This is a genomic window from Actinoplanes utahensis, assembly GCF_016862455.1.
Taxonomy (GTDB): domain Bacteria; phylum Actinomycetota; class Actinomycetes; order Mycobacteriales; family Micromonosporaceae; genus Actinoplanes; species Actinoplanes utahensis.
Genome location: NZ_BOMZ01000050.1, coordinates 13,988 through 29,600 on the forward strand (window position 1 = coordinate 13,988; position 15,613 = coordinate 29,600).

At 66.7% G+C, this 15,613-nt stretch carries 15 protein-coding genes and 1 pseudogene; 13 read left to right on the plus strand and 3 right to left on the minus strand.

Features of this window, described 5'->3' with window-relative positions:
* The first annotated feature begins 271 nt into the window (after window positions 1–271).
* On the plus strand, window positions 272–1,000 hold the full coding sequence (locus tag Aut01nite_RS19045; protein WP_043530325.1) for a GntR family transcriptional regulator: 729 nt from the start codon (window positions 272–274) through the stop codon (window positions 998–1,000).
* Between the two features lie 202 nt (window positions 1,001–1,202).
* On the opposite strand, the gene Aut01nite_RS19050 is transcribed toward Aut01nite_RS19045, so the two are convergent.
* A complete protein-coding gene (locus Aut01nite_RS19050; RefSeq protein WP_083999725.1) occupies window positions 1,203–1,778 on the minus strand; it encodes a suppressor of fused domain protein in 576 nt (191 codons plus the stop codon).
* A 230-nt stretch (window positions 1,779–2,008) separates the two neighbouring features.
* On the opposite strand from Aut01nite_RS19050, the gene Aut01nite_RS19055 reads away from it, so the two are divergent.
* The 12 genes and pseudogenes from Aut01nite_RS19055 (at window position 2,009) to Aut01nite_RS19105 (ending at window position 12,960) form a co-directional block, all read left to right on the plus strand.
* The gene (locus Aut01nite_RS19055; protein ID WP_152628986.1) at window positions 2,009–2,878 is read left to right on the plus strand and encodes a T6SS immunity protein Tdi1 domain-containing protein; all 870 of its coding nucleotides are present in this window, start codon (window positions 2,009–2,011) and stop codon (window positions 2,876–2,878) included.
* Window positions 2,879–3,067: 189 nt separating this feature from the next.
* Window positions 3,068–3,559, plus strand: a complete 492-nt coding sequence (locus Aut01nite_RS19060) for a hypothetical protein (RefSeq protein WP_043530321.1) — start codon at window positions 3,068–3,070, stop codon at window positions 3,557–3,559.
* A gap of 488 nt (window positions 3,560–4,047) precedes the next feature.
* On the plus strand, window positions 4,048–4,743 hold the full coding sequence (locus tag Aut01nite_RS19065; RefSeq protein WP_043530318.1) for a suppressor of fused domain protein: 696 nt from the start codon (window positions 4,048–4,050) through the stop codon (window positions 4,741–4,743).
* Between the two features lie 367 nt (window positions 4,744–5,110).
* Window positions 5,111–5,542, plus strand: a complete 432-nt coding sequence (locus Aut01nite_RS19070; protein WP_043530316.1) for a hypothetical protein — start codon at window positions 5,111–5,113, stop codon at window positions 5,540–5,542.
* Between the two features lie 96 nt (window positions 5,543–5,638).
* Window positions 5,639–5,965: a hypothetical protein gene (locus Aut01nite_RS19075; RefSeq protein ID WP_043530314.1), complete on the plus strand. Its 327-nt coding sequence runs from the start codon at window positions 5,639–5,641 to the stop codon at window positions 5,963–5,965.
* Between the two features lie 2 nt (window positions 5,966–5,967).
* Window positions 5,968–7,398, plus strand: a complete 1,431-nt coding sequence (locus Aut01nite_RS19080; RefSeq protein ID WP_043530312.1) for an FtsK/SpoIIIE domain-containing protein — start codon at window positions 5,968–5,970, stop codon at window positions 7,396–7,398.
* Window positions 7,395–7,844 (plus strand): annotated as a pseudogene (locus Aut01nite_RS19085) (hypothetical protein); the annotation flags it as partial. The gene Aut01nite_RS19080 and the pseudogene Aut01nite_RS19085, both read left to right, overlap by 4 nt.
* 53 nt (window positions 7,845–7,897) lie before the next feature.
* Entirely contained in the window at window positions 7,898–8,230 is a 333-nt protein-coding gene (locus Aut01nite_RS44850; RefSeq protein WP_328286767.1) for a replication initiator, read from the plus strand.
* 53 nt (window positions 8,231–8,283) lie between these two features.
* Window positions 8,284–9,693 carry a replication initiator gene (locus tag Aut01nite_RS19090; RefSeq protein ID WP_328286768.1) on the plus strand — a complete coding sequence of 470 codons (1,410 nt, stop codon included), beginning with the start codon at window positions 8,284–8,286 and terminating at the stop codon, window positions 9,691–9,693.
* Entirely contained in the window at window positions 9,686–9,898 is a 213-nt protein-coding gene (locus Aut01nite_RS19095; protein ID WP_043530311.1) for a helix-turn-helix domain-containing protein, read from the plus strand. The genes Aut01nite_RS19090 and Aut01nite_RS19095 overlap by 8 nt, the downstream gene beginning before the upstream one ends.
* Window positions 9,898–11,028 (plus strand): tyrosine-type recombinase/integrase, encoded by a 1,131-nt coding sequence (locus tag Aut01nite_RS19100; RefSeq protein WP_043530309.1) that lies wholly within the window; start codon window positions 9,898–9,900, stop codon window positions 11,026–11,028. Before Aut01nite_RS19095 ends, Aut01nite_RS19100 begins: the two co-directional genes overlap by 1 nt.
* 792 nt (window positions 11,029–11,820) lie before the next feature.
* Complete coding sequence (locus Aut01nite_RS19105) at window positions 11,821–12,960, plus strand: calcium-binding protein (protein WP_152628743.1); 1,140 nt, start codon at window positions 11,821–11,823, stop codon at window positions 12,958–12,960.
* A 76-nt stretch (window positions 12,961–13,036) separates the two neighbouring features.
* Here the strand turns inward: Aut01nite_RS19105 and Aut01nite_RS19110 are convergent, their stop codons facing one another.
* Together Aut01nite_RS19110 and Aut01nite_RS19115 are read right to left on the minus strand one after the other, a co-directional pair.
* Window positions 13,037–14,218: a calcium-binding protein gene (locus Aut01nite_RS19110; RefSeq protein WP_161790648.1), complete on the minus strand. Its 1,182-nt coding sequence runs from the start codon at window positions 14,216–14,218 to the stop codon at window positions 13,037–13,039.
* Window positions 14,219–14,318: 100 nt separating this feature from the next.
* Entirely contained in the window at window positions 14,319–15,596 is a 1,278-nt protein-coding gene (locus Aut01nite_RS19115) for a calcium-binding protein (protein ID WP_052163814.1), read from the minus strand.
* Window positions 15,597–15,613 lie beyond the last annotated feature (17 nt).

Here is a 15,613-nt window from a genome sequence, read left to right on the forward strand (position 1 = left end):
TGGTTCCGGATCATCGGGGTCGATCCTCGTCCGACGTACCCCGGCTGGATCTGGCTGGTTGGCTACGCCCTCGACGATCAGGGCACTGCGGTCCTGCGGCGCGAAGTCTTCGTACAGACCGCGGGCCTGATCTTCGGGACGCCGGGTAAGCCGCAACGCCGCGGTTGAGGGTCGGATAGTCGCCTTCGGCATCCGGTTCCCTGATCGCTTACCTTGCTTTATGGTGTTGACAAGTCGAGTTGTTGTCTCATCGAGCAGGCGGGAAAGTCGGATGGCCATCAACGTGCCGCCGCCCAAGTACGCGGTCGTCGTCAACGCGGTGCAACAGCGCATCGAGGACGGCACCTACGCACCCGGCGCTGTGATCCCCAGCGAGACACAGCTCATGGCCGAGTTCGACACTTCGCGCCCGACGATCGTCCGTGCGCTCGGCATCCTCCAGCAAGACGGCTGGATCGAATCGCAGCAGGGTAAAGGCCGCTACGTCAAAGGGCGGCCTACACCCACTGCCCAGCAGACCGCGGATCGGGCGCTGGAACTGCTCGACCAAGGCGAAGACGCCGAAGTCACTTTGCTCCGCGTGGGTGCCATCATGGCACCGAACCGCGCCGCTGCCGCCCTCGACCTGGAGGCAGACACCCCTGTCATCCTGCGCCGGCGGCTGGTGAACGCTGAGGTCGGCCCGGTCGAACTCAGCGCTACCTATGTACCGGTGGAACTGTCGGCCGGAACCGCCCTCAGCCAGAAGACGCCCTTGACCGATGGCGTGCTGCGGCACCTGGCCGACCGCAAGGGCATCGTCTTCGACCACGCCACCGAGCGAATCTCGGCACGGCTCCCCACCACCGAGGAAGCCGAACTACTCAAGATCACCGAACGAGACGCCGTGCTGACACTTCTTGTCACCATCTTCGACCGGGCCGGCCGCCCTCAGTTCGCCGTCGACGCTGTCATCCCCGCCAAACGCCACGAGATCGAAGGCTCGTTCCCGCTCCCCTGAGCACACGCACCGCAACAGCGTTGCCTCACGACGCCCTCATTTGCCGATGTGAGTTAGTTGCCCACCGGCGCGGCAGCCGCTTTACCTAGGAAATACTGAGCGGAAGCTACCCGAGGAACGGCGAGAAAATCGACCACTCCCTGCAACTTATTCGTGATGAAAATCCTTCACTGCCTACTCGGTGGTCTAACCACAAAATTTGCTACATGATTGATCGCCGGTCAATCTGCAAAAGATCTGTTCCCGCTTCAGCGAATTTGTGAAACAGCGAATGCCCACCGTACTGGCGGCCGAAATCCGCCTCAGCGGCAGTAATCGGCACTAGCCATAGAAACGACACTTCGACACCCTTGAAGCTCAAGCCTTCCTGACCGCTTTCAAGGAAGTACGGCGCAGATACAAGGATGTAGTTGCATGCTGAGCCAGGAAGCCATGCTCGACCTATTTCCAGAACTTTCCCATCTGCAACAGCATAACCATCACTGTACGCCGTTGATACCATAGTAAGAAGTTCCACATGATTATCCGACTGCAAGGGTGATAGCAGAATGAACTCACTCCGATGAACGTTCATCGGATTTGACCGCCAAGCGCCGACGGATGCATAGACCCATCCCCCGGCAGCCTCTTGCGGCCGGATTTCCAGCACACGGAGTTGCGGATTTTCTGTAACGTTCCTCCCATGCTTCCATTGCCTGGAATTTACATTCCGTACCGGCCAAATTCTTTTCAGATGATCTTCCAGGGCTCGATCAAGAGCCTCTTCCACACTGCTCATCAGAACCCCATACCGTACTTACGTAACTGGCGGATTGGTTTAGGCGACTTTGCTTGCGCTGGCATTTGCATAATCTACCCGGTCGGCGAACCACCGCTTGCTTCATGCTATGCGTACGCTCCGGCTGACTCATTACAGCGACCTCATTCTGCCGCGATTCGCTCGCCACCTCCGCCTGACGACTGCCTGGAGCCGGCCGATGTCCGCTCGTACCGATGAGCGGATGCCCCGTGACGGAGTTGCCTGACAGTAGATCGACTGCGGATTTCGCGGCGTACTCTCATAGCCGCGATGTGAGCGGACCTGTGCCAGGCGTGCTGCCTGTCCGCATAGCGCCTGCATTTTGCATGCCGATCTTACCGCTGAAGGACGGCTGGCCCTCTCCGCTGACGCTCAACCGAAGCTCAGCAGTCAGATCTGATATCGATAAAATGACCTTCCTTAACGTAGGAAAATGTCTTTCACGGATTCAGGATAAGTTGAGGTGTGGGATGTTCGATCGCCTTATCAGGGCTTTTCCAGTGACTGCACGCGAGCGGATCCAGGTCCCGCCTTACTCGGTTCCTAGGTTGCTAAGATCCTGCTTCGAGGAAATGGGTGGTTCTACGCTCGCGGCTGGATTTTTGCGGTTTCACTCGCCTTCCTCCGCCGAAGCGAGCACAATTCGTTGCGCCACGCTCATAGAAGGATTTGGTGGTAGATTTTATTGTTTTTCTGTCGATTGGCTTGGCCGTGAACTCGCAGTTGATCTACGAAAGCCCGGTGCTGATGTTATTCTTGTCGACCCCGGCGGTGCTGAGTATCTTGACCCGGAGACGTCACTTTTCCAATGGCATGACGTCGTTGCCTCTGATGACGATCCGCTCGCTTATCCATTCTATAAGGAATGGCGCGAGGCTAATGCAAATGTTGGACCTCTAGGCTTCAACCAGTGCATCGGTTACTCCGTCCCGCTGTTCCTAGGGGGGCAAGATGAGGTTGGTAACCTGGCCTTGATCGATCGTGAATTTTATTTTGAAACATGCACCCAGTTGGCGAAAGGTGCGAGATCCCTTCCTCCTGGTGCAACGATTGAGTCAATTGCGGAGTCCGATCGGTGATATTTTATCCACGGTAATGTGGGTAATAGAGATCCGCGGTTGACGCTATAGCGGTGCGCCCAGCATCATGATCAAACGTCCTCTTCTGCCGCCGAGAAGCGTCTCGCGTACACGGCAGCGGTCTTGGTCAATCCCGGGGCGGCCGAATTGCCCCGACGGGCGCCTCCGGCAGCGGTACGCTCTGCGGCCATGAGTACAGTCGGCACCCGGTTCCGTGACCCCATGGTGGGGCTGGGGCGCTTCGGAGACGACATTCTCGTTCGCTGCCCGGCCTGCTCCGGCCATGCATCGGTCCGGCCGGACCGTACCGCCGGCGAACAACGAACGGCCCGGCTGCATCGCCGGGTCACCTGCTCCGGCTGTGGGCAAGTCGCCTACTGGGATGCGCCACAGCGCGGAAGCGGCCGTCTGGTACCACACCTGTCCGGACCCGAAGACCCCTACTTCGGCCTCCCTCTCTGGCTACGCACCGACTTCCGCGGACACGTCTTCTGGGCCTACAACGCCAGCCATCTCACGCTGCTGGAGCAATACCTGACCGCCGGTCTCCGCGAGCGCGGTCCAGCCTTCTCCTGCTGCGAGATGAGCATGCTCGAACAACTTCCCGCCTGGATGAAGGTAGCCAAGCACCGCGGCGACCTTCTGCGCGCCGTCCAACGTCTGCGGGCCCGCCTGCCCTGAACGGCGCATCCCTACGGTGAGAGAGTCGTCAATCCAATAGCCGGATACTCGGCGTTCTCACCTGCTCGGCCGGCCTACCCGCCATGCACTACCTCGGCGACGTTTTCATTTGCCGCATATCGCGTGATTGCGGCAGGGAGCGTTCATGGTGACGGTGGGTTGAGGGAGTTATCCGGGAACCTGGACCGACTTGAACGGTGCCGCCATCCTTGGGTTCAGTGACGCGCGCATACCCGGCATTGCGCGCGTTGGGCAGGCCTGGCGCACGAGACTACAGCGATCGCTGGTGCTGGACCATAAGATTTTCACGTCACAGGGCATGCTGCGGTTACTCAAGATCGAGCGTCCTCTTCTGCCGCCGATCGTGCGCGGGCCCACTCGTTTCGGCGCCATGATCGCGTCCGCAAATCGATGGTGTGTCGGCGCCTGAGCTGGGCGCTTTGCGGTCGGTCCGGTAGCCGGCCAGGACGCCCGGTACGCTGTGGATCATGGCGGGGAGTGAAGGAGCGGGCATTCTGCGGCACGAGGCGCGGCATGACGGGTTGGTGCCGTCGCCCGGGCAGCGCCAGGAGGTCGCCGATGCGATCGGCCGCCATATCACCGAGCATTTCGGGCCGGTCGAAGGCGTGCTCCACGAGATCGTGTCGCACCACGTTGCCGTGCACATCTATGTCGTCGAGCCGACCGATCGGCGACCGTTCCGCACACTGATCACCTCGGGGATGAGCGAACTGCCGATGACAGTGCCGCAGGGGCACGACATCAGCCCTTACGCGGAGCTCGCGATCTGCCTTCCTACCGACTGGCCACTCGATCAGGAGTCGTTCCGCGACGAGAACGTCTACTGGCCGGTGCGTCTGCTCAAGCAGGTTGCCCGCCTTCCCCATGAGTACGGCACGTGGCTTGGTCCATGGCATTCGGTGCCCAACGGTGACCCCGCCGAGCCGTATGCGCCGGCCACGCCGTTCGCCGGGGTGGTCGTCGTGCCGATGCTGACCGTGCCGGAACAAGCTCAGACCGTTGACGTCGGCGACGGCACTCGCGTCGAGCTCCTCGCCCTGCTGCCGCTGCACCCGGCCGAGATCGCGCTCAAGCGCGAACGCGGAACGAACGCCCTCATCGAGGCACTCAGCCGGGGCCACATCACCGAGGCATTCGACCCCAACCGGCCTCCGCTCGTCTGACAACCCCTACATTCGGCCGGCGCGTCACCTGCTAGGTCCGTCATCACTCCGATCGACCTGACCACCGGCATCCGCATCTGTCCGCTGTCCGCGCTCGGACCAGCGTCCCGACGGCACTACTGGTGGAGTCGGGCTGGGACCGCCTCGCGCCTTGTCGTGCCGCAGACATCGCGCACTGACCTGACTGCTGCCGCACGTCGGTTCCAAGAGGGGGTGGGCCGGGTCGCGGGCTCCCGTGGCACGCGTTGATCACCGCACCGAACGCAATCTTTCTATCGATGCCCTTGACGATCTCTCTCACCGCGCTACACTCGGCAACACATAACAAGTCAAGTTGTCGACTTGATAGCTAACCGGGAGGGCTCAAGTGGTACCCAACTCGATCAAGGTTCCGGTGCCGTGGGAGTACGTGGCACCGCACGGCGCGCTCTGCCTCGGCGTGGAGCCGGCCACCGACTTTGACAAGCGCGGCCAGGGTGATGACCAGCTGCGCGACAAGGAGACCGGCGAGCGGGTCTGGCTCGTGCGGGTGCTGGACCTGGACCCGGAAGCGGGCCGGTTCGGCGGGTCGAAGGAGTTCAAGGTCAAGGTCGTGGCGCCGCAGCAGCCGGTTCCGCCCGCATCCGCGGTTCCGGGATACCCGCCGATGGTGGAGTTCGCAGACGTGATGCTCACGCCGTACGTGGACTCGCAGCGCTGCAAGGGCGCGGCCAGCAAGTGCCGGTCCCGGCTGGCCTGGTCGATCAAGGCCAGCGCCATGACCGCACCGCAGCAGGCAAGCCATGCGAAGGCTGCCTGACCTATCTGTCGCGTCCGGGAGCGGGGCCAACAACCGCCAAGAAGTCCTCCCCGGTCCCGGGCGCTCAACCACCCACCTGCAAAGGAGACGGCTGTAATGGCCAAGGTAGTCGACGCTGCCCGCGTCACCACACCGAGCAACACCGTATGGCGTACCTGCACCGGCTGCGGCCTGACCAACCCGCTGGCCGACGGTGTCGACCTGTGCAAGCTCTGCGCTGAGTCTGAACTGGCGCCTCGGACGGTCGCCGAGATCCATGCCGCGACCGGCTGGGACATCGTCTACCGCTACGCCTCCCTCGTCGGCCGGATCGACGCGTGGGCCGAGCAGATCCCCGACGTCAGCGACGCCGAACGCCTCGACAACATTCGCCACGCCCTCAAGACCCTGCACCCGCTGCGCCCCGGCCGGGAGGTGCAGTAGCCATGCCGCTGATCAACGTCATCCGGGGCGAAACGATCCCCGTCGCGCCGCTCAATGTCCGCACGCCAGTGGTCAAGTTTCCGATCTGGCTGGTCGTCGTCTGGGAAGCGGTCAAGGCCCTGGCCTGGCTGGTCACCACCTACGTACGGCACTGGTACGCCACCCTGCCCATCACCGCCCCGACCTGGCTTTATCTCGCTCACGGGTGGCAGTGGCTCGCTGGGCTGTCCGCCGGGTTCGCCGTTACCGCTACCGGTTGGGCGTTCGCGCACCGGCCGTCGTGGCTGCGGTTCGGCTGGTGGCCGATCCTCGCCCGCGCTCGGCGACTGCTCTACAGCCGGCGCTGGATGGCCGCGATGGTCACCGCGAAGCTGTCGATCTCGTACGACAAGCGCACGATCATCCCGGAGATCCGCAGGGTCCGCTGCCGCGCTGGCTGTGATGAGGTCACGGTGCGGATGGTGACCGGGCAGATCCCGGACGACTTCGCCAAGACCTCCGAGCGGCTGGCGCACACGTTCGGAGTCCGGCAGGTTAAGGCCATCCCCGGCCCGACCTACGCAACCGTGGTCCTGGTCCTGATGCGCGGGGACTCCCTCCAAGAGACGATCGAGCCGCTGCCGGTGCCCCACCGACCGGACTTCACCGCCCTGCCAGTCGGCGTTCAGGAAGACGGCGACCTCTACCGGCTGCGCCTGTACGGCACCCAGGTCCTGATCGTCGGTGCCACCGGCTCGGGCAAGGGCTCGGTGATCTGGTCCATCGTCCGCGCGCTGGCTGGTGGCGTCGGCGCCGGGCTGGTCGAACTGTGGGGCCTCGACCCGAAAGGCGGCATGGAGTTCGGCATCGGCCGGCCCCTGTTCGCCCGGTTCGCATCCCGCGACTTCGGCGAGATGGCCGCGATGATCGAGCAGGCTGCGGCCGTGGCTCAGGAACGGGCCGCTCGGCTGGCCGGGCACACTCGCCAGCACATCCCCAGTCCGGACGAGCCGCTGATCGTCCTTGTCATCGACGAACTGGCGAACCTCACCGCCTACCTCACCGAGCGGCAGCTCAAAGATCGGATCAAGGCCGCACTGGGCATCGTCCTGACGCAAGGCCGGGCCGTGGGGGTGCACGTGGTCGCCGCGATCCAGGACCCCCGTAAAGAGGTGCTGCCTGCCCGCGGCCTGTTCCCGACCCGGATCGGACTACGCCTGTCCGAACCCGCAGAGGTGGACATGGTCCTCGGCGACGGGATGCGCGACCGCGGAGCCCTCTGCGATCGCATCCCCCAGACACAGCCCGGCATCGGCTACGTCGTCCTCGAAGGCGACCCCACCCCGATGCGAGTCCGGCTGATCTACTGCGACGACGACGCCGTGCGCGACATGGCTCATGAGTACGGGCGCCTTCGGGTGGTCACCAGCGAAGCTGCCGGAGGTGCGGCATGAAGCTGAACACCGACCGCATCGAGGGCCTGACCCTGGCCGCCATCCTCACCACCGTGGCGGTGGCTGCCGGGTGGGCATCCTTCACCCACGTCCACGACTGGACCATGCGCCACGCCCCGGCCGGCACCCCGGACGCCTTCGGCTGGGTCAACGCCGTCATCTCCGAACTGGTACCGGTGGCGGCCCTGCTCACGATCAAGCGGCGTCGGCAGACGGGTGCACCGATCGGCTACCCGCTGGCCCTGCTCATCGCCGCCGGTGCCCTCTCGCTGTCCGCGCAGCTTGCGGTTGCACAGCCGAGTCCTTCGGGATGGTTGCTGTCGGCGGTGCCCGCACTGGCGTTCATGGCCCTGGTCAAGCTCGTCTTCACCGGTACCCCGGCCTCGGCACCCGCGGAAGCACCCGCCATCCCGGTCCCGGCACCGGATCCGGTGGTGGCTGTACCGGTCCGGCCCATCACCCGGGCCAACGGGGTGCCGGTCATCGGGCAGGTGACCCGATGACGATAACCACCATCCTGCCTGCTCCGGCCACGCCTCGACCTGGCTCACGAGCCGCACGCCTCTCCCAACCACGTGCCGTCGACGCGCTCAAAGACCTCGCCATCGATCACGGCGTGTGCATCCGCCCGGTCGCGTTGCGCCGCACTGACCTGGCCACCGGCAAGACCGAACTCGTCGACCTGCCGTGCGGCGCCACCTTGGAAGCCAAGTGCCCGCCGTGCGCCAAACGGGCACGTCGGCTACGGCAGGTGCAGATCCGGGAAGGCTGGCATCGCTCCGACGAACCCATCCTGGTCCGGCGCCGGCCACACCTCGGCAACGCGACCTAATCACCGCACGGGCGCACCTCGAATTCGAGCGTGCCGCGCTCCAGCTCGCCGCGATGGACTCGGACGACCGAGCGGCCGAGATCGACCGCATCGACTCCGCTATCAACGCGGTCGAGCAGGAGATCGCCGCAGAGGGCTTGCGAGGCAGCATCGCTCCCGGCCACTCCCGCACCAACGACGACGATGCGGACACCACGCGGCGGGTACGGTCCACGAAGCGCCGCCAGGACGTTCCCGACCTGCCCCGGCAGAAGGTCGAGCCGCGCACGGTCGGCCGGACCTACACCGGCTCGGACGGCGTCGAACATCGCCCGTCGATGTGGCTGACCCTGACCTTGGACAGCTATGGGCCTGTGCACTCGGTCCACCAAGGGCGGCCGTGCTCCTGCCGACGCTGGCACACCAGCGATGATCCGCTGCTCGGTACCCCGGTTGACCCCGCCCGGTACGACTACCGGCGGGCTGCCTGGGATGCCGTGCACTTCCCGCGGCTACTCGACCGGTACTGGCAGAACCTGCGCCGCGCGGTCGGCTGGAACGTCCAGTATGCGGGCTGTGTCGAGCCGCAAAGGCGTCTCGCGCCGCACGCACACTTCGCGATCCGGGGCACGATCCCGCGGGCGACGCTGGAGCTGGTCGCGAAAGCCACCTACCACCAGGTGTGGTGGCCGGCGGCCGACCGGCTCCGGTACCCGATCGACCGACCACCGACCTGGAACGCCGACGCCGAGACGTGGGTGGATCCGGACACCGGCCGTCCGCTGCCGTCATGGGATGAGGCCCTGGACGCCATCGACGACGATCCGGACGCCGAACCCGCGCACCTGGTCCGCTTCGGCGCCCAGGTGAAGGCCAAAGGCGTCGACTCCAGTTCCGCCGATGTCGAGCGCACGATCGGCTACATCACCAAGTACGTGACCAAGTCCGCCGCCGACTGCCACCAGGTCACCAGCGACCCGCAACGCCAACACCTGGACCGGCTCTGGCACGAACTCCGGGTCACCCCGTGCTCGGAGCGGTGCTCGAACTGGCTGCTCTACGGCGTCCAGCCCAAGAAAGCGCACGGACGGCTCCGGCCCGGCCACTGCAAAGGACGCGTGCACCAGAAGACCACTCTCGGCATCGGCGGACGGCGGGTGCTGGTCTCCCGCGACTGGTCCGGCAAGACCCTCGCCGACCACCGCGCGGACGCGCATGCCTGGGTCAAGGCGCTGCTCGGCATCACCACCGAGGAGCCCGAACCCGACACCGAGGCAAAGCCGGCGGTCGCCTGGGAGATGGCACGCCACGACGATCCCGACCTGCCCGCTCTCGAACACCGACTCTTGCGGGCGATCTCCGAACGCATCCACCGCCGTGGGCAACTGAACGCCGCTCGGCAACAGGCCAGTGGTGATCCGCCCGGTGATGTCTCGGCAACTGCGGCGACCGATTCCGACGGCGAGGGGGACACCTGTGGATGACGAACTTCTGACGGTCGCTGAGCTGGCCCTGGTCCTCAAGGTGGAGGTCCGTTTCGTGCGGCGGCTCGTAGCCGAGCTGCGTATCCCGTTCACCAAGGTCGGCAAGTTCGTCCGGTTCTACCGCAGCGACGTGGCCGAATTCGTCGCCGCTGGTCGAGTCGAGCCGGTCACCGTGGCGTGGTCCGACGGAAGGGCGGTCGCCTGATGGCAAAGCGACGCTTCGGCTTGGTCCGCAAGCTGCCCTCCGGCCGGTTCCAAGCCTCGTTCATCAACCCGGCCGGCGTTCGGCAGAACGCCCCGGACACCTTCAAGACCAAGACGGACGCGAACCGCTGGCTCACGCTGGTCGAAGCGGACCTGTCTCGGGGTACCTGGCTCGACCATCGGGCAGCGGCAGAACCGCTCGGCAACTACATGCGAGCCGTCCTCCGGGACAGCCCGAAGATCGGCGTCCGCTGGCGGGAGACCTGCGAACGGAACATGCGGCTGCACCTGGCTCCGCTGGTCGACATGCCGCTTCGCGCGGTGACGGCGACTCAGGTACGCGAATGGCACGCGGCAGCTCTGCGCGGCAAGGGTGGCCGTACCTCCATCTCGCAGTCGTACCGCTTCCTCCGCATGGTCATGAACGTCGCGGTGCGCGAGAACGTGATCGCCAAGAACCCCTGCCAGATCCCCGGCGCGGGCGTGGTCCAGGCGTCGGAGCGCCCGGTCGCCTCCCCGGCACAGGTGGTCGAGCTGGTCGAAGCAATCACGCCTCGATACCGGACGGCGGTGCTGATCGCCGCCTGGTGCGGGCTCCGGCGGGGCGAGATAGCCGGCCTTCGCGTCACGGATGTCGACTTGACCGAGCACACGATCACCGTGCGGAAGAACCGGGTCGAGCCACTGCACAACCGCGGCAAGGCCCACGACAAGGATCCGAAGACGGAGGCCGGTAAGCGCACGATCGCCGTACCCCCGCATGTGATCCCGATCTTGCGGCTGCACCTGGACGAATTCGCGGGGAAGGAGCGCCTGTTCATCAGCCGTGACGGCTCTCCGCTGCGCGGCAACACGCTCTATCAGGCGTTCGTCCGGGCCAGGAAGAAGGTCGGACTCGACCACCTGTCGTTCCACGATCTGCGGCACACCGGCCAGACACTCGCCGCCCAGACCGGCGCCACGATGGCCGACCTGATGAAGCGGCTCGGGCACTCGTCGATGGCGGCGGCTCGGCGCTACCTGCACGCGGTCGACGGACGGGACAAGGAAATCGCCAAGGCGCTCTCCGCGCTGGCGGCTCACGGCGACGCTGCACGACTCCCCCGCACGGTCAGTACGAAAGCCGGGTGACCGGGTGCACGCCGGGCCGATGATGCACGCTCACTGCACGCGGCCCGGTCTCACCCACACTGACCTGCTCAGATGTGCATGACTGAAAATCGGAAGGTCGGCGGTTCGACCCCGCCCCTGGCCACCGAGCCTCTCGCCGGGCTTTGAGCGTCGTCCACCTGCTGAAAAGCATGGTGGACGTTCTGCTTTCCAGGGCTGTTTCGCCGCCCCGAAGTTGACCTTCCGATGCCGCAGACCTCCAACGAGTCGCACGTTCACTGTATGCCGATCCGGCCTTTGTAACCCTGCCCCGGCCGGGCAACTGTCTCGGCCTACGCAGTGAGTCCGTCACAGCTCGGTTGGTGGAGCAGACCATCCGAGCCGTCCGCAACGCCGGCTGGGACCGCGCTGGAGTGGCAACACTTTCAGGTTCGGCTTCCGGGACTGAACCCACCACAGGCAGCTCGGCCCCGCCAGGCGACGCCGGGCGGAGTCCGGGACAGGCCGAAAGCGACCGGCCGCGCCGAGCTTGCGCAGCGGCCCGGTTTACCCGCACCCGGTCGGCAGCCGTGACAAGGAGATCGCCAGGGCACTCGCGGTGCTGCACGACTTCAATCGGAAGGCGGGCGCCTCGACCCCGCCCTCGACCACCGAGTCCGATCTTGGGGAGGTAAGCCCTCGCCTACGGAAACGCGGTCGAAGGTTCCTTCATCCAAGCGCCACGCTCCCTGGAACGTGACGTCGATACGGAATCGTTCTATCATCGCGGCACTCGCGGTGATCAAGCGCCGCCGGGTCCCGGGGAGGATCCACTTGGCACGCCATCTCATCTGGCCGGTTCGGGCCGGCCTGACTCTTCTCACCGTCACCGCCGGGGGCGCCGTCGCCGCACCGGCTCAGGCCGCCGCCACCGGCACCGTCACGGTGGTGGAGAAGGCGGTAGTGCAGTTCCGGGCCGCGACCGGCAAGCCCAACAAGGTCGTCGTCACCCGGTCCGGCCGTACCGTGTGGATCGACGACGTCGTCGCGGTCAAGCCGGGCAGAGGCTGCGGTCAGGTCGCGGGTGATGCGACCCGGGTCCGCTGCACGCTGCCGACCGCGCCGGTCTGGGTCCGGGTCTACACCTATGACCGCAACGACACCGTGTCGAACCAGAGCGACCTGCCGATGACCGCCGACGGCGGTGACGGCGACGACGCCTTGGCGGGCGGTCCGCGCGTGGACCGTCTCACCGGGGGCGCCGGCTCGGACTGGCTCAGTGGCGGCGCCGGTGACGACCATCTGGACGGCCGCCATGGCAACGATGTCATGTACGGCGGTGACGGCCGGGACGCCATGCACGGCTGGCTGGGTGACGACACGATGCGTGGCGGCAACGGCAACGACTCCGTCTCCGGCTACGAGGGCAACGACCGGCTGTACGGCGATGGCGGCTCCGATGACATCGACGGATACCAGGGCGGTGACCATCTCGACGGCGGCGCCGGTGACGACTGGCTCACCGGTGACTACTACGAGGACGGCACGGCTTCTGACGTCATGCTCGGCGGCGCGGGATCGGATTCGGTCAACTACGGCGGCTATCTGAAGTCTGTCACCGTCGACCTGGACGGTTCGCCCCGGGACGACGGGGCGGCGGGGGAACGTGACACCGTCGGCGCCGACATCGAGCGGCTCTACGGCGGGTCCGGTAACGACGTGCTGATCGGCAACGCCGCGAACAACGAGATCATGGGCGATCCGGGCAACGACACGATCTGGGGCGGCGCCGGCGACGACTGGCTGTACGGTTCGGGCGGCAGCGATCGGCTGTACGGCGCCGCCGGTGACGACTGGCTCAACGGTGAGGACATCCCGGCCGCCGCCGATCGTCTGGACGGTGGCGCCGGCGGCCCTCGCGGTGACGACTGCGTGCCGTACCAGCGGGACACCGTGATCAGCTGCGAACGCTGACCGGCGCGACAGCTAAGACGTGAGGCCCCGGACGATGTCCGGGGCCTCACGTCTTACCGGGCTGAGGGAGTACTGATCACTCGCAGCCGAGCTGGATGCTGGCCTTGCCGGCGTAGCAGGTGTCGGCGTCCGGGCCGCCGTCGCCCCAGTTCATCTCGGTGTCGGACTGGTCGTCGGCGAAGGCGCCGGTGCCGCGCAGGTGGTCGTCGCCGGGTCCGCCGTGGAGTTTGTCGTCGCCGGCGCCGCCGACCAGCCAGTCGTTGCCCGCGGCGCCGTTCAGCAGGTCGTTGCCGGCCTCGCCCTCGAGCCAGTCGTCACCGGCGTCGCCGTAGACGGAGTCGACGCCGGACTGGGCGTAGACGTGGTCCCGGCCGTCGCCGCCGGACACGATGTCGTTGCCGCTGCTGCCGTTGATGAAGTCGTCACCGGCGTCGCCGTAGACGGTGTTGCCGGTCGAGTTGGACGCGCTGATGAGGTCCTTCCCGGCGCCACCACGGATGTAGTTCTTGCCGCCCCGGGCGTCGAGGAAGTTGTCGCCCGCGTTACCGAGGACGATGTCGTTGCCGTGGCCACCCCACACGTTCTCGACGTCGGCGGCGATGGTGTCGTTCTCGCCCTTCTCCCCGTCGCCGGCCTTGCCGTCCAGGCTGACGGTGACACTTCCGGTGCGGTGCCAGTAGGAGACGGAGTCGTCGCCGGCGTTGCCCTGGAGGAGGTCGGCGCCCGCCTCGCCGTCGAGCTGGTCGGCATCGTCGCCGCCGTAGAGGCTGTCGTTGCCGGGGCCGCCGTACAGCGAGTCGCCGCCGGCGCCGCCGTAGATCTTGTCGTTGCCGGCGCCGCCGTAGAGCTGCTCGTGCATGATGCCGCCGCCACCGCCGAGGGTGTCGTTGCCGTTGCCGCCGTAGCCGAAGATCGGCAGGTCGGTCCGGTTGAAGATGCCGTCGTTGTTGTCACCGGAGCTGACCACGACGAGGGCGGGCGCCGCCGTGGTGGTGCAGGCCACCCGGGTGACGTCGCTGCCGACCCGCTTGCAGCCGGCGCCGGGCGTGATCGCGATCGCGTCGTCGAAGGTGACGACGCGGCCGGAGCGGGTCACCGTGATCCAGTTGGCCGCGCCAGCGCCGCCGTAGAGGTAGACCGTGGTGCCGCTCACCCGCGCGGTCCCGGGCGCGGCCGCTGCCTGGGCGGCGGGGGCGAGGAGGGTGACCGATCCGATCGCCGCGGCGGTGACGCCGAGGGCGAGGTTCTTCAGATTCACGGGGACGATCATAGAACGCTACCGTTGCGGCGCGCTGACCCGCCGGACGGTCCGCAATGGAGACGGCCCGGCTGCTGGAGCAGCCGGGCCGACGAAGCGATCACCGTTTGGCGAACCTCGGGCGGTGCAGCCGCTCCACGAGCTCCTGGTGGGCAGCCGCCGACGGAACCGCCGAGAGGGTCTGCGACACGGTGGACGCCTCGCAGTTCGCCGTCACGGACGATCCGGTCACCAGGCAGATGTCGCCGGTGACGTGGTTGCCGCCGTCGACACGGTCACGCGCGGCCGGGTCGCCGTCCGCCGACAGCACGCCGTCCACGTCCTTGAACCAGTCGCCGCCCAGCAGGTCGTCGCCGTCGTTGCCGGAGACCGTGTCGTTGCCGGCCTGACCGAAGATCACGTCAGCGCCGGCGCCGCCGTAGATCCCGTCGACGCCGCCCTCGCCGTACAGGTAGTCCTCGCCGTTGCCGCCGGAGATGGTGTCGTTGCCGGCGCCGCCCCAGATGTCGTCGACGCCGTCCTCGCCGGACAGGACGTCGTTGCCGTTGCCGCCGTCGATCTGGTCGCCGAAAAGCTCGTCCTCGACGGTGATCTGACCGGCGCCGCCGAAGACGCGGTCGTTGCCGTCCTCGCCCTCGATGTAGTCGAGGCCCGCTGCGCCCGAGACGGTGTCGTCGCCGACGCCGCCGTACAGCTCGTCGTCGCCCGCCTCGCCGTACAGGTAGTCGAGGCCGGCCTCGCCCTGGATCTCGTCGTTGCCGAGACCGCCGGCGAGGGCGTCGTTGCCGGTGCTGCCCCACATGATGTCGTTGCCCTCGTAGCCGAAGGCCCGGTCGTTGCCGGTGCCCGCGGAGATGGCGTCGTTGCCCGCGCCGCCGCTGAGCACGTCGTTGCCGCCTTCACCGAACAGCTTGTCGTTGCCGGCGTTGCCGTAGAGCGAGTCGTTGCCGGCGCCGCCCTGCAGCTCGTCGCCGACGGTGCCGCCGGTCAGGACGTCGTTGCCGTCGCCGCCGGAGGCCAGCATGTACACCGCGGTCTTGTTGACGACCCGGTCGTCCTTGTCACCCATCGCGACGCTGATCCGCGCGGTCTTGGCCGAGGTCGTGCACTGCACCTTGGTCGCGTCGACCCGCTTGCAGCCGCTGCCGGCCTGCAGCGGGACCGTGTCGTCGAGGGTGACGGTCCGGCCGGAGATGGTGACGGTCAGCGAGTTGGCCTTGCCCACCAACGCCTGGAACTGCACCGCGTTGCTGCCGGCGACCTTCGCCAGGCCCGCGGTGGCCGCCTGCGCGGGAGCGACGGAGATCAGGGAGACGGTGGCGACCGCGAGCGCGGAGGCCCCGATCGCGGACAGGGCGCGGCGAGTGATCAGTGACATCGGGGCGTTGCTCGTTT

Coding starts and splice junctions, on each gene's coding strand:
- Aut01nite_RS19045 (WP_043530325.1), top strand. CDS start 272: ATGGCCATCAACGTGCCGCCGCCCAAGTACGCGGTCGTCGTCAACGCG.
- Aut01nite_RS19050 (WP_083999725.1), bottom strand. CDS start 1,778: ATGAGCAGTGTGGAAGAGGCTCTTGATCGAGCCCTGGAAGATCATCTG.
- Aut01nite_RS19060 (WP_043530321.1), top strand. CDS start 3,068: ATGAGTACAGTCGGCACCCGGTTCCGTGACCCCATGGTGGGGCTGGGG.
- Aut01nite_RS19065 (WP_043530318.1), top strand. CDS start 4,048: ATGGCGGGGAGTGAAGGAGCGGGCATTCTGCGGCACGAGGCGCGGCAT.
- Aut01nite_RS19075 (WP_043530314.1), top strand. CDS start 5,639: ATGGCCAAGGTAGTCGACGCTGCCCGCGTCACCACACCGAGCAACACC.
- Aut01nite_RS19080 (WP_043530312.1), top strand. CDS start 5,968: ATGCCGCTGATCAACGTCATCCGGGGCGAAACGATCCCCGTCGCGCCG.
- Aut01nite_RS44850 (WP_328286767.1), top strand. CDS start 7,898: ATGACGATAACCACCATCCTGCCTGCTCCGGCCACGCCTCGACCTGGC.
- Aut01nite_RS19090 (WP_328286768.1), top strand. CDS start 8,284: ATGGACTCGGACGACCGAGCGGCCGAGATCGACCGCATCGACTCCGCT.
- Aut01nite_RS19100 (WP_043530309.1), top strand. CDS start 9,898: ATGGCAAAGCGACGCTTCGGCTTGGTCCGCAAGCTGCCCTCCGGCCGG.
- Aut01nite_RS19115 (WP_052163814.1), bottom strand. CDS start 15,596: ATGTCACTGATCACTCGCCGCGCCCTGTCCGCGATCGGGGCCTCCGCG.